The sequence below is a fragment of the Halogranum gelatinilyticum genome, from assembly GCF_900103715.1.
Taxonomy (GTDB): domain Archaea; phylum Halobacteriota; class Halobacteria; order Halobacteriales; family Haloferacaceae; genus Halogranum; species Halogranum gelatinilyticum.
In genome coordinates this window covers 822226-847951 of sequence record NZ_FNHL01000001.1, presented here as the reverse complement: position 1 = coordinate 847951, position 25726 = coordinate 822226, and the positions used below count along the sequence as shown (strand labels likewise).

Annotated in this window: 28 protein-coding genes and 1 tRNA gene; 14 read left to right on the top strand and 15 right to left on the bottom strand. The window is 67.0% G+C overall.

Features of this window, described 5'->3' with window-relative positions; translation table 11 throughout:
* Positions 1-7: 7 nt before the first annotated feature.
* Complete coding sequence (locus tag BLR57_RS04365) at positions 8-892, bottom strand: DUF4332 domain-containing protein (RefSeq protein ID WP_089694501.1); 885 nt, start codon at positions 890-892, stop codon at positions 8-10.
* Positions 893-936: 44 nt separating this feature from the next.
* On the bottom strand, positions 937-1761 hold the full coding sequence (locus tag BLR57_RS04360) for a shikimate dehydrogenase (RefSeq protein WP_089694499.1): 825 nt from the start codon (positions 1759-1761) through the stop codon (positions 937-939).
* A gap of 151 nt (positions 1762-1912) precedes the next feature.
* On the opposite strand from BLR57_RS04360, the gene BLR57_RS04355 reads away from it, so the two are divergent.
* From BLR57_RS04355 to BLR57_RS04335, 5 genes are all read left to right on the top strand, one after another.
* The gene (locus tag BLR57_RS04355) at positions 1913-3241 is read left to right on the top strand and encodes a sodium:calcium antiporter (protein ID WP_089694497.1); all 1329 of its coding nucleotides are present in this window, start codon (positions 1913-1915) and stop codon (positions 3239-3241) included.
* Positions 3242-3285: 44 nt separating this feature from the next.
* Complete coding sequence (locus tag BLR57_RS04350; protein WP_089694495.1) at positions 3286-4665, top strand: D-aminoacyl-tRNA deacylase; 1380 nt, start codon at positions 3286-3288, stop codon at positions 4663-4665.
* Between the two features lie 167 nt (positions 4666-4832).
* Positions 4833-5987, top strand: coding sequence for a cell division protein FtsZ (gene ftsZ / locus BLR57_RS04345; RefSeq protein WP_089694493.1), 1155 nt, complete (start codon positions 4833-4835; stop codon positions 5985-5987).
* A 265-nt stretch (positions 5988-6252) separates the two neighbouring features.
* The gene (locus BLR57_RS04340) at positions 6253-6426 is read left to right on the top strand and encodes a protein translocase SEC61 complex subunit gamma (RefSeq protein ID WP_089694491.1); all 174 of its coding nucleotides are present in this window, start codon (positions 6253-6255) and stop codon (positions 6424-6426) included.
* A 4-nt stretch (positions 6427-6430) separates the two neighbouring features.
* Positions 6431-6868, top strand: coding sequence for a transcription elongation factor Spt5 (locus BLR57_RS04335; RefSeq protein WP_089694489.1), 438 nt, complete (start codon positions 6431-6433; stop codon positions 6866-6868).
* A gap of 88 nt (positions 6869-6956) precedes the next feature.
* Here the strand turns inward: BLR57_RS04335 and BLR57_RS04330 are convergent, their stop codons facing one another.
* Positions 6957-7259, bottom strand: coding sequence for a DUF7565 family protein (locus BLR57_RS04330; RefSeq protein ID WP_089694487.1), 303 nt, complete (start codon positions 7257-7259; stop codon positions 6957-6959).
* 129 nt (positions 7260-7388) lie between these two features.
* Here BLR57_RS04330 and BLR57_RS04325 point away from each other — a divergent pair, with 129 nt between their 5' ends.
* Complete coding sequence (locus BLR57_RS04325) at positions 7389-8123, top strand: PHP-associated domain-containing protein (RefSeq protein WP_089695512.1); 735 nt, start codon at positions 7389-7391, stop codon at positions 8121-8123.
* 9 nt (positions 8124-8132) lie between these two features.
* Here the strand turns inward: BLR57_RS04325 and BLR57_RS04320 are convergent, their stop codons facing one another.
* Positions 8133-8627, bottom strand: coding sequence for a metal-dependent hydrolase (locus BLR57_RS04320; RefSeq protein WP_089694485.1), 495 nt, complete (start codon positions 8625-8627; stop codon positions 8133-8135).
* A gap of 134 nt (positions 8628-8761) precedes the next feature.
* A complete protein-coding gene (locus BLR57_RS04315) occupies positions 8762-9283 on the bottom strand; it encodes a CinA family protein (protein ID WP_089694483.1) in 522 nt (173 codons plus the stop codon).
* A 129-nt stretch (positions 9284-9412) separates the two neighbouring features.
* Between BLR57_RS04315 and BLR57_RS04310 the strand changes: the two genes are divergently transcribed.
* Together BLR57_RS04310 and BLR57_RS04305 are read left to right on the top strand one after the other, a co-directional pair.
* Positions 9413-10510 (top strand): pyridoxal phosphate-dependent aminotransferase, encoded by a 1098-nt coding sequence (locus BLR57_RS04310; RefSeq protein WP_089694481.1) that lies wholly within the window; start codon positions 9413-9415, stop codon positions 10508-10510.
* Positions 10511-10577: 67 nt separating this feature from the next.
* Complete coding sequence (locus BLR57_RS04305) at positions 10578-11738, top strand: ArsA family ATPase (RefSeq protein WP_089694479.1); 1161 nt, start codon at positions 10578-10580, stop codon at positions 11736-11738.
* Here BLR57_RS04305 and BLR57_RS04300 read toward each other — a convergent pair whose 3' ends face one another.
* The 4 genes from BLR57_RS04300 to BLR57_RS04285 all read right to left on the bottom strand — a co-directional run bounded on the left by BLR57_RS04300 (position 11739) and on the right by BLR57_RS04285 (position 15009).
* The gene (locus BLR57_RS04300) at positions 11739-12587 is read right to left on the bottom strand and encodes an SDR family oxidoreductase (RefSeq protein WP_089694478.1); all 849 of its coding nucleotides are present in this window, start codon (positions 12585-12587) and stop codon (positions 11739-11741) included.
* Between the two features lie 24 nt (positions 12588-12611).
* Positions 12612-13400: an endonuclease V gene (locus BLR57_RS04295; protein ID WP_089694476.1), complete on the bottom strand. Its 789-nt coding sequence runs from the start codon at positions 13398-13400 to the stop codon at positions 12612-12614.
* A complete protein-coding gene (locus BLR57_RS04290; protein WP_089694474.1) occupies positions 13400-14314 on the bottom strand; it encodes a rhomboid family intramembrane serine protease in 915 nt (304 codons plus the stop codon). Before BLR57_RS04290 ends, BLR57_RS04295 begins: the two co-directional genes overlap by 1 nt.
* Before the next feature lie 161 nt (positions 14315-14475).
* Positions 14476-15009: an inorganic diphosphatase gene (locus BLR57_RS04285; RefSeq protein ID WP_089694472.1), complete on the bottom strand. Its 534-nt coding sequence runs from the start codon at positions 15007-15009 to the stop codon at positions 14476-14478.
* Between the two features lie 311 nt (positions 15010-15320).
* On the opposite strand from BLR57_RS04285, the gene BLR57_RS04280 reads away from it, so the two are divergent.
* Positions 15321-15680, top strand: a complete 360-nt coding sequence (locus BLR57_RS04280) for a PadR family transcriptional regulator (protein WP_089694470.1) — start codon at positions 15321-15323, stop codon at positions 15678-15680.
* A gap of 10 nt (positions 15681-15690) precedes the next feature.
* Here the strand turns inward: BLR57_RS04280 and BLR57_RS04275 are convergent, their stop codons facing one another.
* Together BLR57_RS04275 and rnhA are read right to left on the bottom strand one after the other, a co-directional pair.
* Positions 15691-16287 carry a DUF7108 family protein gene (locus BLR57_RS04275; protein WP_089694468.1) on the bottom strand — a complete coding sequence of 199 codons (597 nt, stop codon included), beginning with the start codon at positions 16285-16287 and terminating at the stop codon, positions 15691-15693.
* Positions 16280-16876: a ribonuclease HI gene (gene rnhA, locus BLR57_RS04270; RefSeq protein ID WP_089694466.1), complete on the bottom strand. Its 597-nt coding sequence runs from the start codon at positions 16874-16876 to the stop codon at positions 16280-16282. Before rnhA ends, BLR57_RS04275 begins: the two co-directional genes overlap by 8 nt.
* A gap of 99 nt (positions 16877-16975) precedes the next feature.
* Here rnhA and BLR57_RS04265 point away from each other — a divergent pair, with 99 nt between their 5' ends.
* Entirely contained in the window at positions 16976-17836 is an 861-nt protein-coding gene (locus BLR57_RS04265; protein WP_089694465.1) for an aminotransferase class IV, read from the top strand.
* A gap of 38 nt (positions 17837-17874) precedes the next feature.
* Here the strand turns inward: BLR57_RS04265 and BLR57_RS04260 are convergent, their stop codons facing one another.
* Positions 17875-18354, bottom strand: a complete 480-nt coding sequence (locus tag BLR57_RS04260) for a universal stress protein (RefSeq protein WP_089694462.1) — start codon at positions 18352-18354, stop codon at positions 17875-17877.
* Positions 18355-18504: 150 nt separating this feature from the next.
* Here BLR57_RS04260 and BLR57_RS04255 point away from each other — a divergent pair, with 150 nt between their 5' ends.
* Complete coding sequence (locus tag BLR57_RS04255; RefSeq protein ID WP_089694460.1) at positions 18505-18924, top strand: Rieske (2Fe-2S) protein; 420 nt, start codon at positions 18505-18507, stop codon at positions 18922-18924.
* 271 nt (positions 18925-19195) lie between these two features.
* On the opposite strand, the gene BLR57_RS04250 is transcribed toward BLR57_RS04255, so the two are convergent.
* From BLR57_RS04250 to BLR57_RS04240, 3 genes are all read right to left on the bottom strand, one after another.
* Positions 19196-19270: transfer RNA gene (locus BLR57_RS04250), tRNA-Met, on the bottom strand.
* Positions 19271-19339: 69 nt separating this feature from the next.
* A complete protein-coding gene (locus tag BLR57_RS04245) occupies positions 19340-19792 on the bottom strand; it encodes a GtrA family protein (protein ID WP_089694458.1) in 453 nt (150 codons plus the stop codon).
* Positions 19785-20570: a glycosyltransferase gene (locus tag BLR57_RS04240; protein WP_089694456.1), complete on the bottom strand. Its 786-nt coding sequence runs from the start codon at positions 20568-20570 to the stop codon at positions 19785-19787. The genes BLR57_RS04245 and BLR57_RS04240 overlap by 8 nt, the downstream gene beginning before the upstream one ends.
* 141 nt (positions 20571-20711) lie before the next feature.
* On the opposite strand from BLR57_RS04240, the gene BLR57_RS04235 reads away from it, so the two are divergent.
* The 3 genes from BLR57_RS04235 (at position 20712) to cydB (ending at position 25723) form a co-directional block, all read left to right on the top strand.
* A complete protein-coding gene (locus tag BLR57_RS04235; protein WP_089694454.1) occupies positions 20712-23123 on the top strand; it encodes a DUF2298 domain-containing protein in 2412 nt (803 codons plus the stop codon).
* A 178-nt stretch (positions 23124-23301) separates the two neighbouring features.
* Entirely contained in the window at positions 23302-24729 is a 1428-nt protein-coding gene (locus tag BLR57_RS04230) for a cytochrome ubiquinol oxidase subunit I (protein ID WP_089694452.1), read from the top strand.
* Complete coding sequence (cydB, locus tag BLR57_RS04225; protein WP_089694450.1) at positions 24722-25723, top strand: cytochrome d ubiquinol oxidase subunit II; 1002 nt, start codon at positions 24722-24724, stop codon at positions 25721-25723. The genes BLR57_RS04230 and cydB overlap by 8 nt, the downstream gene beginning before the upstream one ends.
* The last annotated feature ends 3 nt before the right edge of the window (positions 25724-25726 follow it).

The window sequence follows — 25726 nt, the reverse complement described above, 5'->3', positions numbered from 1 at the left end:
CCGGGGGTTACTCGTCGCGTGCGCGGTCGATCCAGCGGCCGACGCGCTTCTCGGAGACGGAGATCTCCTCGCCGAGTTCGGCGGCGTCGGCGTTCGCGAGATCCGCAACGGTGTGGATGCCCGCGGCTTCGAGGCGGTCGGCGTAGGCCGGACCGATACCCTTCACCGTATCGACCGAGGGAGAGTCGTCCGCGTCCTCGCTCTCGTCGGCTTCGTCAGCATCGCCCTCGTTCTCCTCGTCGACCGAGACGTCCTCGACGTCGGTCGCGATGTCCTCTGCCTCCGGTCCGGCCGCTTCGGCGGGTTCGGCGGACTCGACCGGCTCGGTGTCCTCGTCGACCATCGACTCGGTCGAGGCCGTGGCGTCGGTCTCGGTCGCAATCGGCTCGTCGACCGTTTCGCTCTCCTCGTCTGTCTCGTCGGCTTCGGACGCTTCGTCGCTCTCCGCGTCTTCGGCTTCCTCGTCGTCGACCGCCGGTTCCTCGGCCGCCGCGCCCTCGACCTCGTCGGCCTCGTCGACGGACTCGGCGTCCTCGATGGTGACCGCCTCGCCGTCGTCGACCTCGGTGGCCTCGGACTCCTCGGCGGCACCGGCGTCGGCACCCACGGCGGCTTCGGCGGGTTCTGCGGCCTCCTCGGCCTCGGACGCCTCGTCGACGACCGACTCGGTGGAGGCTGCGGCGTCCGTCTCGGCTGCGGCAGCTTCCTCGTCCGCGTCGTCCGCTTCGTTCGCGTCGTCCGCTGTTCCTTTGACCGCTGCTTCGCTCTCGGCGTCAACTTCCTCTCGCTCCGTCCGCGTGTCGCGTTCGACGGTGACGCTCGTGTCCCGACGCTGCTCGGACGACGATCCGTTCAATCCGAGTAGGGATTTTATCGTGTCGAGTAGTGACATTAGGTGACAGTAAGTGTGCCCGGTATTTAAAAGGCCACGGCCGCTCAGAGCCGCGACCGAAGCGCGTCGTTCATTTCTGCGACGGGAGCGTCCCGTCCGGTCCACCGTTCGAACGCCTCCACTCCCTGATACAACAGCATCCACGCGCCGTCGACGGTGGTCGCACCGGCCGCGTCGGCATCGCGGAGCAGTCTCGTTTCGAGCGGGGAGTACACCGCATCCATGACCGCGAGGTCGGCGTGGAGGAGGTCGGCGGGGACGGGCGTCTCCGCGGACTCCATCCCGACGCTCGTCGCGTTGACGAGAACCGACGCCTCGGGCACCGTCGAGTCCAACGAGTCCAGCCCGCCTGCGGTGACTGCGTCGGCGTCGACGTCCTCGCTCGCAGCGACGGACGCCGCCAGCGACTCGGCCGTCTCGACCGTACGGTTGGCGACGTGGACGGCCGACCCCGCGTCCGCGAGCGCGAAGGCGATGGCGCGGCCCGCACCGCCCGCGCCGACGACGACGGCGTCCGCCCCGTCGAGCGCGACGTCGTGGCGTTCCAGTGCCCGACGCGCGCCCCCGGCGTCCGTGTTGTAGCCGCGCACCCGCTCGCCGGTGAAGTCGACCGTGTTGACCGCGCCGATACGGGCGGCCAGCGGGTCGGGTTCGACGAGGTCGAGCACGTCCTGTTTGAACGGGATGGTGACGTTCAGCCCGGTGATGCCGAGTGCCTGCGCGCCACTGATGGCGTCGCCGATGGCGTCCGTGTCGGGTTCGAAGGTGACGTAGCGAGCGTCCACGTCGAGCGCCTCGTAGGCCGCCTCGTGCATCGGTGGCGACAGCGAGTGGCCGACGGGGTTGCCGACGAGACCGAAGACCTGCATACGTCGGTGCAGGCGAGGCGGTGGCATAAACCGCCCGCCCTGCCCGTGATTTTGCCGGTCGACTCACAGTCTGACAGTCACCGGTCACTCGTGTCAGACGGTCGGTAGCAGAAGCGGAACAGATACCCGGCTCGCTCGTGTCCGGCCAGCCATGAGTTCTGTGCTTCGCCACCCGCTCTCGGCACTCGTCGGAGCCGTCCTCCTCACCGTGCCGTGGCTCCTGTTTTGGGCCACCGGCACCCACCAGCTGCCCGCCACGGCCACGCTGACGACCGTCGGCGTCAGCGGGCTGGCGGTCCTCGGAGCCTCCTTCCTCCTCGCGTGGGGGGCCGAGACCGCCGAAAAGGACGTCCCCCGGGCGTTCGCCCTCGCCGTCCTCGCCGTCCTCGCCGTCGCCCCGGAGTACGCCGTCGACGCGCTCTACGCCTGGCAGGCGGGGTCACAGGCGGGGACGCTCGCCGGGCAGGAGGCCGCGAACCTCGCGGTCGCCAACATGACCGGCGCGAACCGCATCCTCATCGGTCTCGGCTGGTCCGGTATCGCGCTGTTCTCCATCTGGCGCGCTGGCAAGACCGAGGACACCGCCGTCGTCGAGGGGAAGAGCTTCCTCACGAACGCCGTCAAACTCGACCGCAGCATCGCCACGGAGATCCTCTTTCTCACGGCAGCGACGGTCTTCGCCTTCTTCGTCCCGCTCGGCGGCGGCATCGACGGCCTCGACATGGTCGTCCTCGTCGGCATCTACGTCACCTACATCGCCATCATCATCCGCGGCGACGTCGGCGAGACGAGCGCGCACGTCGGCGTCCCCTCCCGCCTCCAGCAGCTACCGAAGCTCCTCCGCGTCCTGACGGTGCTCACGCTCTTCGCCTTCTCGGGCTTTCTCATCTTCACGGCCGTCGAGCCGTTCGCCCACGGTCTCGAAGAACTCGGGAAGGGCATCGGCATCCCGCCGTTCTTCATGATTCAGTGGGTCGCGCCGCTGGCCAGCGAGAGCCCGGAACTCATCGTCGTCGCCTACCTCGTCAACAAGGCGCGGTCGACCGCGGCGTTCAACGCGCTCATCTCCTCGAAGCTCAACCAGTGGACGCTGCTCATCGGGACGCTCGTCGTCGTCTACAGCCTCGCACTCGGCCAGTACGGCGTCCTCCCGTTCGACCGGAAGCAAGCGGGGGAGATCTGGCTCACGGCGGCCCAGAGCTTCTTCGCGCTCGCCGTGCTCATCAACTTCCGCATCACCGTCCGCGAGGCACTCGCCATCCTCGTCCTGTTCACCTCTCAGGTGCTCGTGGAGTTCTACTTCATCCGGACCGCCCCCGAGTTCGACACGTTCTGGGTGCTCATGGCCTACACCGCAGTCTACCTCGTCATCGGCCTCGCGATGTTCGCGACCCGCATCGACGACATCAAGGAAGTCAGCCGTATCACCGTCGCCAACATCCGCGGGACGACAGCGGCAGAACTCGACCGGGGCGACTAGTCGATACCGACTCGTTTTAGCGCGTCGACCGTCGACACACCACTGTGATCGCCATCGTCGTCAGCCGCGCCGACCACGCATCGGAACACATCGGTGACTGTCTCCTGGAGCTCGCCGACTGGACCGAACACACCGACGACTCCCGTGCCGATGGCGACGGCGGCGGGACCGTCTACCGCACCGGCGACGACGGCACCGGCGACCCGGCCTTCGAACTGCGGACCTTCGACCGCATCCACGTCGAACTCGACGGCGTCGACGAGGCCTTCGACGACCCCGATCTCGTGTTCTTCGTCTCGCGACACTCGGGAGACACCGGCCCGCTCCTGACGGCGCACTTCACCGGCAACTTCGGCGGGGCGAAGTACGGCGGCGAGGACGCCTCGCTCGCGCGGGCCTGTCCGAACGTCCAGAAGGAACTCGTGGCGGCCTTCGAGGAACACGCGCCCGACCGCTACGACGTCGGCATCGAATGTACCCACCACGGCCCGAGCGAGCTGGGCGTCCCCTCGCTGTTCGTCGAACTCGGCAGCGACGAGAGTCAGTGGGAGGACCCCGAGGGTGCCCGCGCGGTCGCAGCGTCTGTCCTCTCGGTCGACGGTGTCGACGCCGACCTCGCGGGCGGCGACCGCCATCTCGTCGGCTTCGGCGGCGGCCACTACGTCCCCCGGCCGACGCGGCTCGTCCGCGAGACCGCCTGGGCCGTCGGCCACATCGCCGCCGACTGGCAGCTGGACGAACTCGGCGACGTCGAGGCGAACCGCGACGTCGCCGCGCAGGTCTTCGAGCAGAGCGCGGCCAGCCACGCCGTCGTCGACGGCGACAAGCCCGAGTTGGAGACCGTCGTCGACGAGTTGGGCTACCGCGTCGTCTCCGAGACGTGGGTCCGGACGGTCGACGACCGGCCGCTCGACCTCGTCGCCGAGTTGGAGGCCGCGCTGTCGACGGTCGACGAGGGGCTGCGGTTCGGCGACGGGAGCCGCGCGGAGGGAGCGTCCGAGGAGTTTGATACGTTCGACGAGTTCGTCGTCGTCGACCTCCCGACCGACCTGCTGCAAGACGCCCAGGGGACCGACGCGGAGGCGACGCGGGCGGCCGTCGAGGCGAACACCGTCGCCTTCGAGACGGTCCACACCGGGTCGCGCGCGGCGGGGCGGGCCGCCGTCCGCGACGAGGCGGCCTACGACGCGTTGGTCGACGCGGTGGCCGACGTGCTGCGCGGGAAGTACGAGCGCGTCGAGCGCGAGGCGGACGCCGTCGTCGCCCACGAGTCGGCGTTCGACCCCGAGAAGGCCGCGACGCTCGGCGTCTCGGAAGGACCGGCGTTCGGCAAGCTGGCCGCGGGCCAGCCGGTCGAGGTCGGTGGGCGAGAGATTCCGCCCGAAGAGGTACGGACCGACAAGACCCACCGATTTCCCGTCTGAGACCCTGTTTCGACCCGCTTGTTACGACACAAACCGCCAGACAGAGATATCTCGCCAGCTATCTGACGAGTTATCTGCGCAGCTTCTCGTTCGGAACAATCGTCATACATCCGTCTGACGCTAGGGAGAAAGATAATTAGGGAGCCTCAACAAACCCTGCGCATAATATGGACTCTCTCGTCGAGGATGCAATCACTGAGGCCGAAGAGACGGAGGATGGGCCGGTTCAAAACGGGGACGGAGCCGGACATCCCGAGGCGAACGACGCCCCGAAACGGACGGGGAAGATGACAGACGACGAACTGCAGGACATCCTGCAGGACCTCCAGACGAACATCACCGTCGTCGGCTGTGGTGGGGCCGGTGGCAACACGGTCGACCGGATGGCCCAAGAGGGCATCCACGGCGCGAAGCTCGTCGCCGCCAACACGGACGTCCAACATCTCGTCAACATCCAGGCGGACACGAAGATCCTGATGGGCCAGGAGAAGACCCAGGGCCGGGGGGCCGGGTCGCTGCCGCAGGTCGGCGAGGAGGCCGCCATCGAGAGCCAAGAGGAGATCCACGAGTCCATCGAGGGGTCGGACATGGTCTTCGTCACCGCCGGACTCGGCGGGGGGACGGGTACCGGCTCCGCGCCGGTCGTCGCAAAGGCCGCCCGCGAGTCGGGCGCGCTCACCATCGCCATCGTCACGACGCCGTTCACCGCCGAGGGTGAGGTCCGACGGACCAACGCCGAGGCCGGTCTCGAACGGCTTCGCGACGTCGCCGACACGGTCATCGTCGTCCCGAACGACCGCCTGCTCGATGCGGTCGGCAAACTGCCGGTCCGCCAGGCGTTCAAGGTCTCTGACGAGGTACTCATGCGCTCGGTCAAGGGCATCACCGAACTCATCACGAAGCCCGGGCTGGTCAACCTCGACTTCGCCGACGTCCGCACCGTCATGGAGAAGGGCGGCGTCGCCATGATCGGACTCGGCGAGTCCGACTCCGAGTCGAAGGCGCAGGACTCGGTCAAGTCGGCACTCCGCTCGCCGCTGCTCGACGTCGACATCTCCAGCGCCAACTCCGCGCTCGTCAACGTGACGGGTGGCTCCGACATGAGCATCGAGGAGGCCGAGGGTGTCGTCGAGGAGATCTACGACCGCATCGACCCGGACGCCCGCATCATCTGGGGGACCTCCATCGACGAGGAACTCGAAGGCCAGATGCGGACGATGATCGTCGTCACCGGCGTCGAGTCGCCGCAGATCTACGGCCGCAGCGAGGAACTGCAGGCCGAATCCGGCGGCCGCGGCGAGGACATCGACTTCGTCGAGTAATCCGATAAACCGCTTTTCGACTGTTTTTCGAGTGCTGGTAGCGACAGGTTCGGTATCCGTTGTGGCGCGTGGGCTTTCGAGACGTCCGTGTTCTCACGGCCATCACGAGAGAGACAGCACAGGCGTTCGACCCGCTCACACCGTCGCTCACAACACCCGAAATTCGACCACCGAACGCACGTCCAAACATCCGACGACCCACGACTCACCCGACTGCCAACATTCAATAGAGTGAAAAGGCGGGACGTACTATCAGCCGCTAACAATGGACGTCAAATACGACCTCACCAGCTACGTGCGGGTGCTGAAGCTCGCCAGCACACCCTCGTGGAACGAGTTCTCCCAGATCGCCAAGATCGCCGGAGCGGGCATCTTCCTTGTCGGTCTGCTCGGCTTCATGATCTTCGCGGTGATGAGCTTCATCCCGGGAGGCGTCTGAGCGGATGCCCATCTTCGCCGTCAAGACCACCGCGAGCCAGGAGCGCACCGTCGCCGATATGCTCGCGAGTAAGGAAGAGCCGGAGATTCACGCCGTGCTCGCGCCCGACCAGCTCACGAGCTACGTGATGGTCGAATCCGACGACACGGCCGTCCTCGAACGGCTCATGGAGGAGATCCCGCACGCCCGCAGTATCGTCCCCGGCCAGTCGAGCATGGCCGAGGTCGAACACTTCCTCTCGCCGACGCCCGACGTGGAGGGCATCGCCGAGGGTGACATCGTCGAGCTCATCGCCGGACCGTTCAAGGGCGAGAAGGCCCGCGTCCAGCGCATCGACGAAGGCAAAGACCAGGTGACGGTCGAACTCTACGAGGCGACCGTCCCGATTCCGGTCACGGTCCGTGGCGACCAGATCCGCGTCCTCGACAGCGACGAGCGGTAATCTCTCTTTCCCCGTCTCCCCGTCTTCGCGACGACAGAGCGGCGGCTCCGCCGAAGACGACGTAGACGAGACAGCAGAAGGCGACGGCTCAGACCGGCTGTTCGATATCCAACTGGTCGACGACGGCGCGGAGGTCGACCTCTTTCTCGATGGCGTCTTTGACCGACTCGCGGACGCGGACCGCCGAGGAGTCGGCGTCGTACGAACGGACGTACTCCGCGCGGGTGTGTTCGTCGAACGCGTGGCGGATGGCGAAGTAGCCCTCCGGGACGACGGTGCCACAGACCTGACACTCGTGACGTTCGTGCTCGTTCGTCTGGTGGACGATGGCCGATTCGACGTCCTCGAACCGGGCCTCACAGTCGCCGATTGCGCACCTCCAGAGGGACATGTGGCGTGGATTACACCGTGAGGACAAAACCGTTTTCCCTCTCGTGTCCCCCCTGCTGGGATAGCAACCACTAATTGACGGCTCCACGGACACTCCCGTGTGAGAGAGGCCGACGCGACCCGGGTCGATATGCACGTAAAGACGCTCGACGAGCGTGTCGTCGACCGAGCGAAAGCCCGCGGCATCGACATCCTCGTCTACGCACCGCACTTCGTCCGCCTGCCCGAGATCCGCGCGCGCGCCGAGCATTTCTCCGACGACGAACTGCTCGTCGTCCCCGCCCGCGAGGTCTTCACCGGTTCGTGGCGCGACCGCCGACATCTGCTCGCCGTCGGCCTCGACGACCCCGTCCCCGACTTCATCACCCTCGACGGCGCGCTGGCCGAGTTCGACCGACAGGGCGCGGCTGTCCTCGTCCCCCACCCGGAGCTGATGAACGTCAGTCTGAGCCGCGAGGAGATCGAGAGCCGCCGCGAGTCCATCGACGCCGTCGAACTCTACAACGCCAAATGCCAGCCGAGTCAGAACCGTCGCAACCGGGAGATCGTCGCCGACGTCGGCCTGCCGGGCTTCGGGTCGTCGTACGCGCATCTCTGGCGGACGGTCGGCGAGGCGTGGACCGAGTTCGACCGCGCCGTCGACAGCGAGGCCGACCTCGTGGCCGCGCTCCGAGCGGGCGCGCCGCGGAGAGTCCTCCACCAGCCCGGCCTCCGCCACCGGTTCCGGAGTGCCGTCGAGTTCGCACATCTCGGCGTCGAGAACTCGTGGGGGAAACTGGACCGGCTGCTCCTCTCGGGGATGGAACCCACCCACCCCCGACAGGTCGCGTACGAAGGTCGGTTCGACGACGTCAGCGTCTACTGAGTTCGGGGCTCAGACCCCGAAGCCGAACGCTGCCGCCAACGCCGCGACGTTGATGTCGAGCGAGACGACGTAGAAGTGGACCGCGGCGAAGGCGGCGACCTCGAACGCGGTGATGATGACCGTCACGAGGTCGGCGTACTTCGAGGACGTGGCGACGCCGATGGGTAGCGCGAACTCCTTGTCCCACGGATAGAACAGCGCGATACCCCGTTTGCTGCCCATCAGGTCGAGGATGTAGTGGGTGACGACGCCGATCCAGACGAAGTGGAGGTTGTTGAAGACGAGCGGGTAGGCGGCGACGATACCCAAGACGGCGAGGTTGTGCAGCGTCTTGCGGTGCTTGCCGAACGCGGTGTCGACGTCGGGGAAGAGTGCCCCGAGGACGATCGGCACCGAAATCTGTGCGATCTTCTCGAACGTCGCGACGTCGCCCGACGGTTCGAGGACGTAGCCGAGACCGATGCTCAAGAGGATGGCGTTCAGCACGTGCCCTTTCTTGTTCATTCACCCCCACCTGCTCCCGCCTGCGTTACAAACGTTTGCTCCGCGGAGAGTCTCGGTCCGACGGCTGTCTGACCTGTCGTGTTTTTATCGGTTGCATGACGTCGTCGAGATGCGGACGTCGCTATCGTAGCGGGCTACTCCCGCTGTGCTTCGACGGCCGCCAGCAGGTCTTCGAGCGCCTGCCGCGCGATTTTGGCCTTCACCTCGGTCCGCGACCCGTCGAACTCGTAGCGTCGGACGGCCGAGTAGGACTCGCTCGACCCCCACTCGCCGGCGTAGGCGACGCCGACGAAGACGGTCCCGACCGGCTTCTCCGGCGTCCCACCCGTCGGCCCGGCGATGCCCGTCGTCGCCACGCCCCACGTCGTGTCGGCGACGTCTCTGACTCCCGTGGCCATCTCGCGGGCGACCGGCTCGCTGACCGCACCGTGCTCGTCCAGCGATTCTCGGGAGACAGCGAGTTGAGCGCGCTTGGCGTCGTAGGAGTAGGTGACGAGCGAGCGGTCGAAGTAGTCAGAGGAGCCGGCGACGTCGGTCAGAAGCGAGCCGATGAGACCGCCGGTGCAGGACTCGGCGGTCGCGACGGTGGCATCAGTCTCGCGAAGCGCGTCGCCCAGTTCTTCCGAGACGGCGCGGGCGTCGTCGAGTGTGCTCATACGCGGGGTTCGGAGCGGCCGATAAAGAAGGTGGGCGAGCCGTCGGTCGGGTCGGCCGTGGGGAGTGTCGACGAGCGACTGCCTCACGATGACGAAAGACACAGGTGCGCTCGCCGGGAGCACACGCACATGGAGTACGACGAGCCGCTGTTCTTCAAGGTGATGCAGTACGCGGCCAACGCCGACCGCGACGTCGTCGACATGGTCAGCGGCAACCCCGACTGGGAGCCGCCGCAGGCCCTCCGCGACGGCCTGCACGAGTACGCCGACGCCGACATCGAGGACTTCCAGTATCCGCCGAGCGAGGGTCTCCGCGAGCTTCGCGAGGAGATCGCCGAGCGTCGGAACGTCTCGGTCGACCAGGTCGTCGTCACCAACGGCGCGGGTGAGGCCAACTATCTCGCGATGGCCCGTGCGATGGAGCGCGACGCCGGCGACGAGATCATCCTGACCGACCCCGTCTATCCGTACTACCCCGGCAAGACGACGATGCTCGACGGCGAGGCGCGGTTCGTCCCGACCGAACGCGACGGCTCGCTCGACCCCGCGAAGGTCCGCGACGTCGCCAGCGACGACACCGCCTGCATCGTCGTCAACACGCCGAACAACCCGACCGGCGCGGTCTACGGCCGCGAGACGATGGAGGAACTCGTCGCCATCGCCGAGGAACACGACGCGCTCCTCGTCGCCGACGAGGTCTACGACCACTTCGACTTCTCGGGTCGCTTCGAGAGCGCGCTCACCATCGACTCCGAGCACCGCGTCGTCGTCACCTCCTACTCGAAGTCGATGGCCATCACGGGCTACCGCGTCGGCTACGCGGTCTTCCCCGACTCACACGTGAAGGCCGCGAAGACCCGCCATATGCTCGTCAACGTCACCGGCAGCCGCCCGGCCCAACAGGCCGTCCTCCACGCCCTGCGGAACACGGACGCCGACTACTACGAGGAGACGCGGGCGATGCTCCGCGAGCGGATCGACGCCTTCACCGACGCGCTCGACGCCGCGGGAGCTGAATACTCCCGCCCGGACGGCGCGTTCTACGTGCTGGCACGCTTCGATGACTTCCCCGGCACGCTCGACAACGTCTACACGCTCATCGACGAGGCGGGCGTCGCCGGGATGCCCGGCGAGGCGTTCGGGACGGCCCGCGACGAGTGGATCCGCTTCGCGCTCGTGACCCCGCGGGCCGAGGAGGCGGCGGCGCGGCTGGCGGACTACTTCTGATTCATCTAGCTCTCCTCACAGTTCGCGGACCGAGAAGTACACAAGTCGTCGGCGTGCACGTCCACCCATGTCACGCATCGACGTCGAAGCCGTCGATTCGGTCGAGGGCGAGGAAGCCGAGTCGAGAGACCACGCAGACGAGACCCCGTCCGACATCGAGAGACAGGCGACGGAGCGAGAGCATCTCCCCGAAGGCGTCGACGCGCCCGAGTACGTCCTCTACGGCGGGAAGGGCGGCGTCGGCAAGACGACGATGGCCGCGGCGACGGCGCTGGCCAGTGCGGCCGGTGGCGTCTCGACGCTCGTCGTCTCCACCGACCCCGCCCACTCGCTGTCGGACACGCTCGAAGCACCGATTCCGCCGCGGCCGACGCAGATCCGCGATGATATGCCGCTCTACGCCGCCGAAATCGACCCCGACGAGGCGATGGAGGAGGGGATGTTCGGCCAGGGTGGGCCGGGCGGCCCGGATGCCGACGGGAACGCGGGACCGGCTGGCGGCGACAATCCGCTCGGCGGCATGGGCCAACTCGGCGAGATGATGGGCGAGGACGGCGCGATGGATCCGCTGCTCGGCGGGACGATGCCCGGCGCGGACGAGGCCGCCGCGATGCGCCAACTGCTCGAATATCTCGACGACCCGCGGTTCGACCGCGTCGTCGTCGACACCGCACCGACGGGCCACACCCTCCGACTCCTGCAGCTACCGGAGGTCATGGACTCGATGGTCGGCAAGATGATGAAGCTCCGCCAGCAGTTCGGCGGGATGATGGAGGGCGTGAAGGGAATGTTCGGCGGCGGCGACGACCAGGCGGGTGGCATGGGCGACCTCGACGAACTACAGGAGCGTATCGAGCGGCTCCGCGCCGTCCTCCAGGACCCCCAGCAGACCGACTTCCGGGTCGTCATGATTCCCGAAGAGATGAGCGTCGTCGAGTCCGAGCGGCTCGTCTCGCGACTCGGGGAGTTCGACATCCCGGTCCAGACGCTCGTGGTCAACCGCGTGATGGAGGACGTGGGTGACGTCGCCGACGTCGACCCCGAGTGGGTCGTCGCGCCGAACCTCGACGAGTGTGAGTTCTGCCAGCGGCGGTGGCAGGTCCAACAGGACGCGCTGAAACAGTCGATGGAGCTGTTCCGGGGACGGGACGTCAAACGCGTGCCGCTGCTCGCCGACGAGGTGCAGGGAGAAGCGGCACTCCGCGTGGTCGCCGCCTGTCTGGACTGATTAGCTCAGCTTGTCCATCAGGCCGAACAGCTTGTCGCGCGGGCCGTCCGGGATGAACCGGGCGAGCACACCGACTTTTGCGAGCGTGCCGACCGGGTAGCGAGCGGCAGGTTTCGTCGCGCTCGCGGCGTTGACGATGTCCTCGGCGACGCGCTCGGGAGCGACGGAGCCGGGCCCGCCGCCGCCCATCGCCTGCGTGTCCGAGAAGACCTTGTAGAAGGACTCGTAGGCACCGGAGCGTTCGACGCCTTCGACTTCGCTGCCGTCCTCGCCGTCGACTTCCTTCTGTGCGCGGGCGGAGAACTTCGTGTCGACCGGGCCGGGTTCGATGAGTACCGCGTTGATGCCGTACTCGTCGACCTCGTTGCGGAGCGAGTCGGTCATCGCCTCAATGGCGAACTTCGAGCCGGCGTAGACGCCCATGCCGGGCGGGGAGACGCGGCCGATGACGCTGGAGACGTTGACGATGGTGCCGTCCTCCTGACGGCGCATATGGGGGAGGACGGCGCGGATGAGCCGGTGGGGACCGTAGACGTTGACGTCGAACTGGCGGTGGACCTGTTCGGTGGGCACGTCTTCGATGGGACCCATCTGGCCGAAGCCAGCGTTGTTGACGAGACACTGGATGTGGCCCTCCTCGTCGATGATGCGGTCGACGACGCGGTCGACGTCGCCCTGGTCGGTGACGTCGAGGGTGGCGATCTGGCAGCCCTCCTCTCCCAGTTGCTCGATGTCTGCGGGGTTGCGAGCGGTCGCGTAGACCTTCCAGTCTTCGGCGAGGAAGGCCCGCGCCGTCGCGCGGCCGATACCGGACGAACAGCCCGTAATCAGGACGGTGTCGGGTTTCACACCGGCGAGACGGAGCGAGGGGAGTTAATAGTCCCTCTTGACCTCGTCGGCGTAGCTGTCGGCGAGTCGCGTCGGCTCGGGCAGTTTGTACTCGCCGCCGAGCCGCGCCACGAGCTCGACCGTCGTCTCCGCCGAGACGCGGTGGCCGGGGCTGACGTAGAGGGGATTGATCTTCATCGAGTTCGGATACTGCCGCGACTGGTAGGCGTAGCCGACGACCGTCTCGGCGAATCCGTCGCCGTCGACTCCCGCACGCGGCTCTACTCCGTCGGCCGCGACGACCGGCGTCTGCCAGCCTTCGGGCCGCTCGTCGACCGACTCTCGTGGTTCACCACAGAGCAGGCTCTTGGCGACGCCGATGGCGGGCGTGTCGAGGACGACGCCCATGTGGGTCGCCAGCCCAGCCTGTCGGAAGTGGATGCGGCCACTGCCATCGAAGACGAAGAGATCCGGTTCGCAGTCCAACTCGGCGACAGCATCCAGAATCGGGCCACCCTCGCGGAACGAGAGCAGGCCGGGAATGTACGGAATCGACAGCTCCGAGACGGCGTGGGCGCGTTCGACCACTTCGCCGCCGCGGAGGACGACGACCGCGCTCACCGCGTGGTCGTCGAGGAACGCCTGGTCGACGCCCGCGACGAGCGGGCGGTCGTCGGCGGGGACGAGTGACTCGGTGGCGAGCGAGACGCTCGCAGGCTCGAAGGAGAGGTCGTCGGAGAAGTCGGCGGCGGCGGCGACCTCGCGCTGGAGCGATTCCATCTCCGCACGCGACAGCGACGGGTCGGGGACGAACTCGGGACGGGTCGGCCGCATCAGAACCGGCCGCGACCGGGACCACCAGGACCGCCACCGCCACCGAAGCGGAGCGACTGCGGTGCCCGCTGGTTGCCCTTGATCTGGCTCCCGTACGCCAGCCCGATGACGAGTCCGGCGAGATGGGCGATGTGCGCGACGTTGCCGCCGAGGAAGCCGCCGCCGTTCAGGCTGCCGAAGCCGGCGACGAGGCTCAGGAGGGCGAAGCCGAAGGTGAGCACCCACAGCGGCATCGGGATGATGAAGTAGAGATACACCTTCAGATTCGGGTTCAGGACGGTCAGCACGCCCATGACACCCATGATGGCACCGCTGGCTCCGAGGACTCCCGCAGTTCCGCCGAGGACGAGCCCGGTACCGATCTGTGCGAGTCCGGCGAGGATACCCGCACCGAGGAACAGCGCGGCGAACTTCCGTGAGCGGAGTCGCTGTTCGACGGCCGGACCGAAGAAGTACAGCGCGATGCTGTTGAACGCGATGTGCTGGAAGCTGCCGTGCGCGAAGACGGAGGTGAACCACGTCCAGACGTAGGTGATGTTGCCCGGCCGCAGGACGAACAGCGAGGCCCAGAGTTCGGTGTTCCTGCCGACGCCGAGCAGTTGCGGGAAGACGAGATACTGCAGGAGGAACGTGATCCACATCAGCCCGAGGAAGAGGTAGGTCATGTTGCCCCGGAAGTAGCCGAAGAAGCCGCCCGTGCCCGTCACCCGCTTGACGGCACCCTTCGCGCGGCCCTCCTTGTTCACGCTGTCGTCGAAGCCGCTGTCGAAGACGCCGCTCGGGTCGTTCCACTCGTTCAACCCCGGACAGGAGTGGTTCTCCGGGAGGCGATGCTCCGCACAGAACGTCTGCCCACAGCGTCGGCACTGGTACGGAAGGTTCTCGTACCGGCCACACTGGTCGCATTCGGCCATTACCGCAGGGTAGTGGCCAGCCGGTAAAAGGGGTTTGGCTCCGGTATGGCGGTTCACATGGTCGTGGCCACGTGGTTCACACGCGCGAGTGCGTCCGTGCGCCGGACGGACTCACCGCTGTCGACGGCTGCGTCGAGAGAAAACGGAGTGTCTGTGGCCGCTCAGCCGAAGTGCTCTTCGTAGAGGTCCTGGGCGTGCTCGATGGCGTCCATCGCCGCCTGCTTGTCCTCCCAGCCCAGCGTCTCGACTTCCTTGCCCTCTTCGAGGTTCTTGTAGGTCGCGAAGAACTCGTCGATCTCGTCGAGCTGCTGTTGGGGGATATCGTCGAGGTCCTCGATGTGGTCGAACCGCGGGTCCTCGGTCGGGACAGCGATGACCTTGTCGTCCTGTTCGCCGTCGTCGTCCATCTTCATCAGGGCGACGGGGCGGGCCTCGATGACACAGCCGGGGAAGGTCTGGTCCTCGACGAGGACGAGCACGTCGAAGGGGTCCTCGTCGTCGTAGTACGACTGCGGGATGAAGCCGTAGTCCGACGGGTAGTGGACGTTGCTGTGGAGCACTCGGTCGAGGACGACACCGGGGATGTCCTTGTCGTACTCGTACTTGTTGCGCTCACCTTTGAGGCACTCGACGACAGCGTAGATGGTCTCCGGCGCGTTCGGGCCGGTTTCCAGGTCTTCCCAGAGGTTCGTCATGCGTTCTCCTTTCTCCGAAACGACGCAAAGTGTTTTCGGGATAGCCCCGAATCGTCGAATCCAAAAGGTTCTTTCTGTGGTACCCTCGATATTCTCCTGCGACTCTCAACAGCATCCACTGCGTGCATCTCGAGAAGGCCGGCACGTCGCTGGCCGACCCGACTGCGTCGACAGTGCGGTTCGCGGACACCCCGTGACGGCGACCATCTCGGTTCGTTTAATACACCGGGAGAGTGCCGAAATCGGGCCGTATACCGGAAACGAGCGAAAAGTTGAGAAGCGTTAAATAGCATGGTGACATCTCAATAGCTATGTCAGAGGCACAAACAGTAGACGACGAAGCTGGCATCGTACGCGACCTTACCGCGTTCCAACAGAATATCCTCGTCATCCTCTCCGAAGAGCCGATGTACGGGCTCGCAATCAAGCGCAATCTCGAGTCCTACTACGGCACGGAAGTCAACCACGGGCGTCTCTACCCCAACCTCGACGACCTCGTCGAGATGGACCTCGTCGAGAAGAGCGAACTCGACAAACGGACGAACCAGTACGAGCTGACGGAGAAGGGCCACGACGCCGTTCTCGACCGTCTCGACTGGATGCTCTCGAAGTTCGTCACCGACGAGACCCGCGGTGGCGAAGTCTCGGAACTCATCGACGACCGACTCTAAATCGACCTCCTTACGTTCGGCGCGGGCTTCCGGGCACGTCCGCGTCGGCCGCTTCGAACAACGTCTCGAGCGACTGCTCGATCACGTCCTGTTGTCTCTCGCTCGGCCACGCGTTTCGCGGATAGTAGTCGGTCAGGAACGTCTCGACCATCTCCCCGGTCGCGTCCTCGACCCGCCGGACGTAGTGGTTGCCCATGAAGTCCGCGAACGCTCGGCAGTTGGCGGCGTGGAGCGCGCCGTGTTCCTCGGCAACCGCTTCGACCAGGGCGGCGTTGTGCTCCTCGACTACCCCCCAGTCGGTTTCGTCGCCCGCCCCCGACAGCGGGATTTCGACGGCGCGGTCGGTGTCGTCGATGCGCTCGACCCGGATGACGCCGTCTTCGACCCACTCGTCGGGGTGGAGCACGAGCACGTCGTCCTCCTCGCGGATTCTGGCGGTGAAGCCGTGCTCGCCGAGTAGCTCGGCGCGGTGTCGCTCGTAGGCCGCTTCCTCCTGACCGTCGATTGCCTCGCGAGCCAGCCGTGTCAGTCGCTCCGCCTCGTTGACGGCGTCCTCGGGGAGTTCTGCCGTCTCAGCCGCGTCAGCCGTATCAGCCGTATCAGCCATTGTCGAGTGCCTCGTTCGCCAGTTTGTCGGCGCGGTCGTTTATCTCTCGCGGAACGTGCGCGAGCGACCAGCGGTCGAACCCCTCCAGCAGTTCACGCACCGCCACGCGCTTCTCCCGCAGGCCGGGGTCGTTCGTGTTCCACTCTCCACGGACCTGCTTGACGATGAGCTGAGAGTCGCCACGGACGTCGACCTCCTTCAGCCCGTACTCCTGTGCCGCCTCCAACGCCCGGACGAGTGCCTCGTACTCGGCACGGTTGTTGGTCGTCCGGCCGATGCGCTCGGAGCCTTCGGCGACGATGCCGTCGCTGGTGACGATGGCCCAGCCGACGGAGGCGGGACCGGGGTTCCCCCGGCTCGCCCCGTCGAAGTAGACGTGTCCACGGGTCGCCCCGCCGTCCTGCAACAGGAGCGTGAGGTCCGTCGGCGACGACCCCTGCACGATGACCTTGTCGGCGTAGGCGACGGCGACGGCGCCGCCGCGCTCGGCCCGCCACGCCTCGTGGTCGGTGTTGCCCGGCTGCACCTCGACCCCCGCCTCCCGAAGCGTCTCGCGCGCCTCGTCGGGGTCGCACTGGATGGTTGGCATGGGTGAAGCGAACGACGGGAGGGCTAAAACGGGTTCGCTCGGCGGACGGAGCGGGAGCAAACGGGCAGTTCTTTGGTCCCGCCGGGCCGACGGAGAACGATGAAGTACCACGTCGACGGCGAGTTGGTCGACGCCGACGAGGCGACGGTGAACGTCCGCGACCGCGGCTTTCTCTACGGCGACGCGGCCTTCGAGACGCTCCGCGCCTATGGCGGCGAAGTGTTCGAGTGGGAGGCTCACGCTGACCGCCTTCGGGAGACCTGTGAGGTGCTCCAGTTAGACCACGGCCTGTCGGATGCGGACCTCCGGAGCCGTATCGACGAGACGCTCGCTGCGAACGACCTGCGAGAGGCCTACGTCCGGCTGTCGGTGACGCGGGGCGTCCAGCCCGGCAAGCTCACGCCGAGCGAGGAGGTCGACCCGACGGTCGTCGTCATCGTGAAGGGACTCCCCCGTGGCGGCCGCAACAGCACCCCCGTCTGGGACGGTCCGGCGACGCTCCAGGCCGTCCGGACCCAGCGTGTCGCCGACCGGGCGATTCCATCGAAGGCGAAAACCCACAACTATCTCAACGGCATCCTCGCCCGGCTCGAACTCCGGGCGACGGGTGCCGACGAGGCACTCATGCTCGACGCCGACGGCCATCTTGCGGAGGGCGCGACGAGCAACCTCTTTTTCGTCGACGGCCAGTCGCTCAAGACGCCGAGTCTCGACGGGCCGGTCCTGCCCGGCATCACCCGCGACGTCGTTATCGATCTCGCCCGCTCGGAGGGCATCCCGGTCGACGAGGGGGCGTACACACTCGACGACGTCCGCACCGCCGACGAGGTCTTTCTCACCAACACGACGTGGGAAGTCCGGCCGGTCGAGACGGTCGACGGTCTCGACACCGAGGGCGGGCCGGTGACGACACTGCTCTCGAAGCTCTACGACGAACGCGTCGAGTCGCTCTACGACTGACTCGGTCGTCCTGCTACGGCTGGCTCGGCGTCGTCCGGTCAGGCGGACGTCTCCCCCGACTCGGCGGCACCGTCACCGACGTCGGTCTCCTCGCTCACTGGAATCTCCGCCATCGGTCCCGTCGCCCCGCCGGCGATCGCGACCGGCCGATTCGAATCCAGCGTCACCGCCTGGCTGACGCTCCCGAACAGCAGCGACCCCAGCGGCGACAGTTTGCGACCCCCCAGTACGACGAGGTCGGCGTCGATATCGTCGGCGGCGTGGAGGATTTCGGTCGCCGGGTCACCGAAGCGCGACTCGGTGCGGACGGCGATGTCACGCTCGGTGAAGAACTCGTGACACCGTCGGCCCGCGGTGACTTGGTCGACACTGGTCTTCGCGGCCGTCTCCTCGTCGGTGAAGACGTGGACGAGCGTCGCCTCGACGTCCTCGGTGGCGTGCGGGAGCGACGCGACGAACGCGGTCTGCCGGAGCGACCGGTCGGTGTCGCTGTCGATAGGAACTAATACGCGGAACATACCGTACGTTCGCTGGGAACGTCCATAGCGGTTGTTCAGCCTCATCCCGACAGTCCGTGTGAACGTGCTGTCGACGTGACACGTCCGGGCGTCAGGCACAGCGGGCCGCAAACTACAGACCTAAATCAGCCGAGACAGTACGGGTCGACAATGGATTCAGACCGTCGAATCGCGTCGGTCGACGAGATTCCCGACGAGAGCACGTTCCTCTTCACCGTCAACGAGACCGAGACCCAGGAGGACCGCGAGGCGATTCTCGTCCACACCGACGGCGACGTCGCCGCGTGGCTCAACTACTGTCAGCACTACACGCACATCAAACTCGACAAAGGGTCGGGCGCGCCCATGCGCGACGGCGAGGTCGTCTGCGCCAACCACGGCGCGTACTTCGACTGCGAGTCGGGACTCTGCACCTTCGGCCCGTGTGAAGGCGCGTATCTCAACGGTCTCGACATCGCCGTCGACGACGGCGCGGTCTACCTGACCGACGACGACTACGCGTTCGTCGGGGCGGGCGCGCCCAAGTCGGACCCCGCGGACCTCTCCTCGAAGTCGAACATGGAGTTCTGATCGGCGAACTGCTCGAACGTTGCGAGCTTACGCTTCGGGTGGTCGACCAGCGACAGTTCGGTTGAAACCGTCTCGTGACACAGCGAACGCTCGGCGGGTGGCTGGGTCGATAGCTGTCGCAGAGAAGTGGCGGGAAGTAGATTTGAGCTACGCGAACGTCGCTCCCTCCGGTCGCTCGTTCTCTCGTTCAAATCTCCTCGTCTCATTTTCACAGAAACCGCTCGTTCGCGGCGCGACGAGACGCGCCGCTCGAAGGTTGGTTTCTGGAAAATAGCGGGAAGTAGATTTGAACTACCGATCTCCGGGTTATGAGCCCGGCGGAATCTCCTGGCTATCCCATCCCGCTACCTGAAGCAAGTCGCGTCTGCCTGTTAAGGATTGTGATTCGACCGCCGTATGTGAGTTTTCGGCGCGATTACTGGTCGCCGACACGCCACGTGAAGAGGCTCTCGGCGACGTAGTTGAAGAACATCGACGCGCCGATAGCGATGGGGAACGGGAGCACCGTCCAGAGGTCGAAGCCAGCGACGACGAAAGAGAGATCGAGCAGGCGAAGCCCGCGCACGATGAAGAACTGGACGGCCAACCCACCGGAACGGACGAGATTCGACTTCAGCAGCCGTCGGAGCGTGTGGCCGCGACTCGTCGCACCCTCTCCCGCGAACGTCCAGTTGTCGTTGATGAAGAACATCACGACGATGGCGACCTCCGCGCCGACGAGTTTAGCGTACTCCGCGAGAACGCCGAAGAAGACGGTCAGAACCGCGCTCACGGTGAGGTCGAAGACCGCGCCGACGGCTCCGACGGAGACGAACTTGCCGAAGCGGACGGTCGAGGCGAGTTCGTCGACCGTCCCCCCGTTACTCATCGCGCGCCTCCGCTGCGAGCCGGTCGAGCAACGAGGGGGGTCCGTCGCGCTTGGCCTCCAGCAGGTGATGAAGGCTGTCGTCGGCCAGCAGCTTCGCACGGTGTCGCGAGGTGAGAAGCCCGCGGGCGAGTCGGAGCGACGTCCGGACGGGCGAGACCGTCGAGCCGGGCTGGTCCTCCCAGACGACGGGGACTTCGGCGAGCCGCGCGCCGAGTGCGGCGGCGACGGCGACGAGTTCGATGTCCCACGCGAACCCCGGCTCGTAGAGGTGTCCCCGGACGGACTGCCACGTCTCGCGTGTCATCGCCTTCGCGCCGCACTGATAGTCGTAGAGCTTGGCGTCGAGTAGCTGCCGGGCGAGCCACGCGAAGCCGTCACCGAGTCGGCGACGGGCGAAGGTCTGATGCGACGCGATGGTCGCGTCGGGGTGGCGGCGCGAGCCGACCGAGAGATCCGCGTCGCCGTCGAGGACCGGGGCGAGCACGTCGGCGACGCTCTCGGCGGGCGTGCTGCCGTCGGCGTCGACGAAGACGAGGACGTCGGTGTCGAGTGCCTCGAATCCGGCGGTGATGGCGGTCCCCTTCCCGCGGCGGGCGGCGGCGACGTTGACCTCAACTGGGAGTTGTGAGACGGCCTCGACCGTCTCGGGTCCGGCCGCGTCGAGCTCGATACGGACGAGGTCGGGATCGAGCCGTGCCTGCAGTGCCCGAACGTAGTCGCTCAGGAGGGCGACGTTCGGGCGGTAGGCGGGGATGACGACCCCGACAGTCCGGGTCATGTGGCCCGCTTCCGCGCACGCAGTAAAAAAGCGTGCGACTTCGGGTTCGACGCCGAGTCCGTCGACGACGGCCAGAGCGTCGCCGCCGCGTCACGGTGACCCAAAAAGCGTATACCTCCGTCCGTGCGTCACATCCGGTAGATGGAACTCGTCCCCCTCGTCTTCTGGCTTCTGACCTACACGCTCTTGGCGGCGGCCGGTCTCCCTCTCGCCGCCCGGCTGTTTCGGCCGCTGCCGACCCGCGGTGCGGGCTTCGCGCTGCCGGTCGCGCTCGTCGTCCTCACGACTGTCGGCTACTGGGTCGGCCACGTCTCCTTCGGCATCGTCGCGCCCGCCGCCGGTCTGCTCGTCCTCCTCGCGCTGTCGGCACTGGCCGGTCTCGACCGCGACGCCCTCCGCGAGCGACGGCTCGAACTCGCCGACGACCTCGGTATCGAGCGGGCCGTCGTCGTCGACACGGCCGCGGTCTTCCTCGTCGCCTTCGGCTTTCTGATCGCGGTTCGGCTCGTCGACCCCGCGGTCCACGCCGGCGGCGGCGAGAAGTTCCTCGACTTCGGCCTACTCAAATCCTTGATGCGGTCGCCCGTGCTGCCGCCGGAAGATATGTGGTTCGCGGGCGAGCCGGTGCGCTACTACTACGGCGGCCATCTCCTCACCGCGCTCGTGATGAAGCTCTCGGGGGTCGCCCCGGCGTTCGGCTACAACCTCTCGCTCGCGGGCTTCTACGCGATGCTCGTGACCGCCGTCTTCGACCTCGCCGGGTCGATCTATGCGGTTCGGAGCGGAGTCGCGGCTGGCGACGGCGGCGGCAGCGACGGTAGAGAGAGTAACGATGGCGACAGCACGGGTCGCTCGGGTGGGAGCCGCCGCGCCCGTCTCGTCGCCGGCGGCTTCGGAGCCTTCTTCGTCGGCTTCGCGAGCAACCTCTCGACGCCCGCGCGACTCGTGTTGGTCTGGGCACCCGAACCCTACCGCACGCAGCTGGCGCAGTTCGTCGCCGACCAGTCACCGCAGTTGGACGCCGGAGAGATTCTCGCCGGGACCGACTCGTTCAGCTACTGGTCGGCCAGCCGCGTCATCCCGGGGACCATCAACGAGTTTCCCCTCTTTTCGTGGCTCAACGGCGACCTCCACGCCCACATGATGGGGACGGTCTTTCTCCTCCTCGCGGCCGCGCTCGGCTACAGCTACTTCCGGACGCCCGAGGGGGAGCGTCGCCGCCGACTCGCGCTCGTCTTTCTTGCCGTTCCGGTCGTCGGCAGCCTCCAGGTCTACACCGACACCTGGAGCTTCCCCTCCGTCTTCGGGCTGCTCTTTCTCGCCGTGACGTTCGCCCCGTCTGACCCCCTCTCGCTCGTCTCGCCCCGGCTCGCGACACGGGTCTCGACCCGACTCGACGGCTCCTGGGTCGGCACAGAACTCGCGCGGACGGGCGGCGCGCTCGCCGTGACGGGACTCGCGGGCGGACTCGGCGTGCTCCTCAGCCTTCCCTTCCTGCTCGCGGCGGGGGCGAGTCGCGAAGTCGCACTGCTCGAACCCGCGATGCGGAGCACGCTCGGCGGGCTCGCGCTCGTCCACGGGGCGTTCCTTCTCGCGTTTGCGGTCTATCTTTACCGACGCGTCGACGTCGACGACCGACTGCTGTTGCTCGTCGCTCTGGCGGTCGTGACGGCCGTCGCCGTCGGCCAGAACCTCGCCGTGTTCGCACTCGTCGTCCCCCTCCTGATCTTCGGCTGGCTCGCCCTCCGGATGGACCGAGACGTCGGCTACGAGACGGTGCTCGTCGTCGCCGGTGCCGGGCTGGTCCTCCTCGTCGAACTGCTCTACGTCAAGGAGCAGGCCGGGCCGGGCCGGATGAACACCGTGTTCAAGACCTACATGCAGGTCTGGGTGCTCTGGGCGACGGCGATGGGGGCGGTGTTGCCGGGGCTGGTCCGCGGCTCGCCGCTGTCGACACCGACGCTCCGCCCGCGGGCGGTTCGCTCGACCGTCGGCGTCGCCGTCGTGCTCTTCCTCGTCGCTTCGACGTCGATTTACGGCGGGCTCGCGCTCGGCCAACATTTCGGCACGCAGTCGGGGTCGACGCTGGACGCGACGGCGTTCGCCGACCAGCAGCATCCCGAGGAGGCCGAGGCGATCCGGTGGCTCGACCGACAGGCCGACGCGGAGACGGTCATCATCTCCGCACCCGCCGCGAGCAACTACCCCGGCGCGACGAGCGGGTCGTATCCGTATCCGCCCGGGATGTACCGCTGGGATTCGAGTCCGGCGGCCAGTCTGACCGGCGTGCCCACGGTGGCGGGCTGGGCGCACGAAGTCGGCTACCGCGGTCCCGAAGCCTACTACGGCCGCGTCCGCGTCGTCGACGCCGCCTACACCGGCTCGGAAGCTGACTTCCAGACGCTCGTCGACGACCACGGGGTGGACTACGTCTGGGTCGGTCCGGCCGAACGCGCTCGCTACGGTGACTCCTTGGCCGTCACGGAGATGGACGGCCTGACGGTCGCCTACGAGACGGAGGAAGTGACGGTCTACCGCGTCGGCGGTGCGTGACCGCGGCGAGCGCGGCACCTTTTGCGGTTCGTGATAACCCTGTCGACGGTTCTCAGTCGGTGGCCGCCACGTCGTGTTTTTATCACCAATCGGTGGGGACCCTCACGGTGAGACGGCCGTCTATCCGGACGAGCGTCGGTCGAGACGCCGTGCTCGTTCGTTCGCCCCCACTACATCCATGGTTGACCCAGTCATCGCAAGTCGGTTGCAGTTCGCGCTCACGACCATCGTGCACATCATCTTCCCCGTGATGAGCATGGGGCTTGCGCCCTTTCTCGTCTACTTCACGTGGAAGGAGATTCGGGGCGGTGCCCCGGTGTACGAACAGCTCAGGCGGTTCTGGACGAAGATATTCGCGGTGAGTTTCGTCGTCGGCACCGTCACGGGCATCGTCCTCGAATTCGAGTTCGGGACCAACTTCGCCGCGTTCTCGGCGTTCGCTGGCGAGCTGTTCGGCGGTCCGCTGGCGACCGAGGGGATGATGGCGTTCATGTTGGAGGCGACGTTCCTCGGCATCTTCGTGTTCGGCCGCGAGCGCGTCTCCGACCGGCTGTACTTCGTGTCGAGCGTCGCCGTCGCCGCCGGGACGTGGCTGTCGGCCGTCTGGATTCTGATCGCCAACTCGTGGATGCAGACCCCGCAGGGGTTCGAACTCGCCCAGAAGGGCGGCCAAACCATCGTTCTCCTCACGGACCCGATCGCGGCGTATGCGAACCCGCGGTTCCCGTATATGTTCGTCCATATGCAGAACGCGGCCGTCGAGTCCGTCGCGCTGTTCATGGCGGGGGTAGCGGCGTACCACGTCTTCCGCCACCACGTCTGGGGCTATCCCGTCGAAGAGATCTCCTTCTGGGAGACGACGTTGAAGATCGCGCTCGTCGCGCTCCTCATCACCGCGCCGTTGCAGGTCGTCCACGGCGACCTCTACGCCCGCCACGTCTACGAGACGCAGCCGCAGAAGTTCGCCGCGATGGAGGCGGTCTGGGAGACCGACTCGTACGTCCCCGAATATCTCATCGCGTTCCCGACGAGTCTCGCGGACATCACCGACCCACGCGCCAAGCAGCTGTTCGGTATCGGCATCCCCGGCGGTGCCTCGTGGCTCGCCAGCGGGGGTGACGCGCAGGCGACGATACGCGGGTTGGACACGTTCGAGACGGAGGCACCCCCCGTCGCCATCGTCTTCTGGGCGTTCCGCGCGATGGTCGGGATGGGCTTTTGGTTCATCCTTCTCGCGTTCTGGGGTGCGTACCGCTGGTGGCGCGGCGAACTGTTCGACGACGACCTGCTCCACAAAGCACTCATGGCCTCGTCGGTGCTCGGCATCCTCGCGGTCGAACTCGGCTGGATCGTGACCGAGGTCGGCCGCCAGCCGTGGGTCGTCCAGGGCGTCCTCCTCACGAGTGAGGGCGTCTCACCGGGGCTGACCGGCGCGGAAGCGACGCTGACGCTCGTCGGCTTCGCAGTCGTCTATTTCGGACTGCTCGCGCTCTACACCTACGTCGTCACCCGCATCATCCGCGGCGGGCCGCCGGCTGCCGACGAACTGCGGACCACTCGGGTGCCGACCCCCGAGCAGGAAGGCGGGGTGTCCGTCGATGACTGACGTGGCCACGTTAGCGAGTGAGCCGCTGTTCGGGCTGCCGCTGCCGGAACTCTGGTTCGCGCTCGTGTTCGCGATCCTCGGGACGTTCCTGTTCCTCGACGGCTTCGACTTCGGGGCCGGAGCGCTGTTCGCGACCCGCGACGACGACGAGGAGCGCGAGACGATTCTGGCCGCCATCGGGCCGTTCTGGGACGGCAACGAGGTCTGGCTGGTCGTCTTCGGCGGCGCGCTGTTCGCCGCCTTCCCGGCCGTCTACGCGAACCTGTTCAGTCGCCACTACCTGCTGATGTTCGGTATCCTCGGCGCGCTCATCCTCCGCGGGTTGGCTCCGGAGATGTACGAACAACGCCACGACGAGCGGTGGCAGCGGTGGTGGGGCCGGTCGTTCGTGGTCGGCAGCATCGCCGCCCCGTTCCTGCTCGGGATGTTCGTCGCCAACTGGCTGACCGGCAGCCCGCGGACGCTCACGCTCCCAGCGTTCACCGTCGGAGCCGCCGTCGTCGCGCTGACCGTGGTCTCGGGGACCGCCTTCCTTCGAGTGAAGACGCGCGGGACGCTCAGAGCGGACCTCCGTCGGTACGGCGAACTCGCCGTGGTCGGCTACCTCGTCGCCGTCGTCGTCTCGCTCGTGGCACTCGCGCTCGCCGCCGCGAGACTACAGACGGGGCTGTTGACCGCACCCGTCCTCGCGCTCGTCGTCGCGACCGTCGTCCTCGCCGGGGGCTACGTCTGGGCACTCCGCGCGGACCGAGACCTCCTCGCACTCGCCGTGAGCGCGGTGCTGACCTACGGACTCGTCACGGTGGTCGCGCTCCTGCTGTTCCCGCTTACCGACCCGGCGACTGACCTCTCGCTCGGCGAGAGCATCGTGTCGACGCTCCCGCTTAACCTCATGTCGGTCGCGGCCGCGCTGTTGCTGCCGCTCATCGCGACGTACTTCGCGGTGTTGTACAACACGTTCAGCGGTCCGGTCCAGTCGACGGACTCCTACTGACTA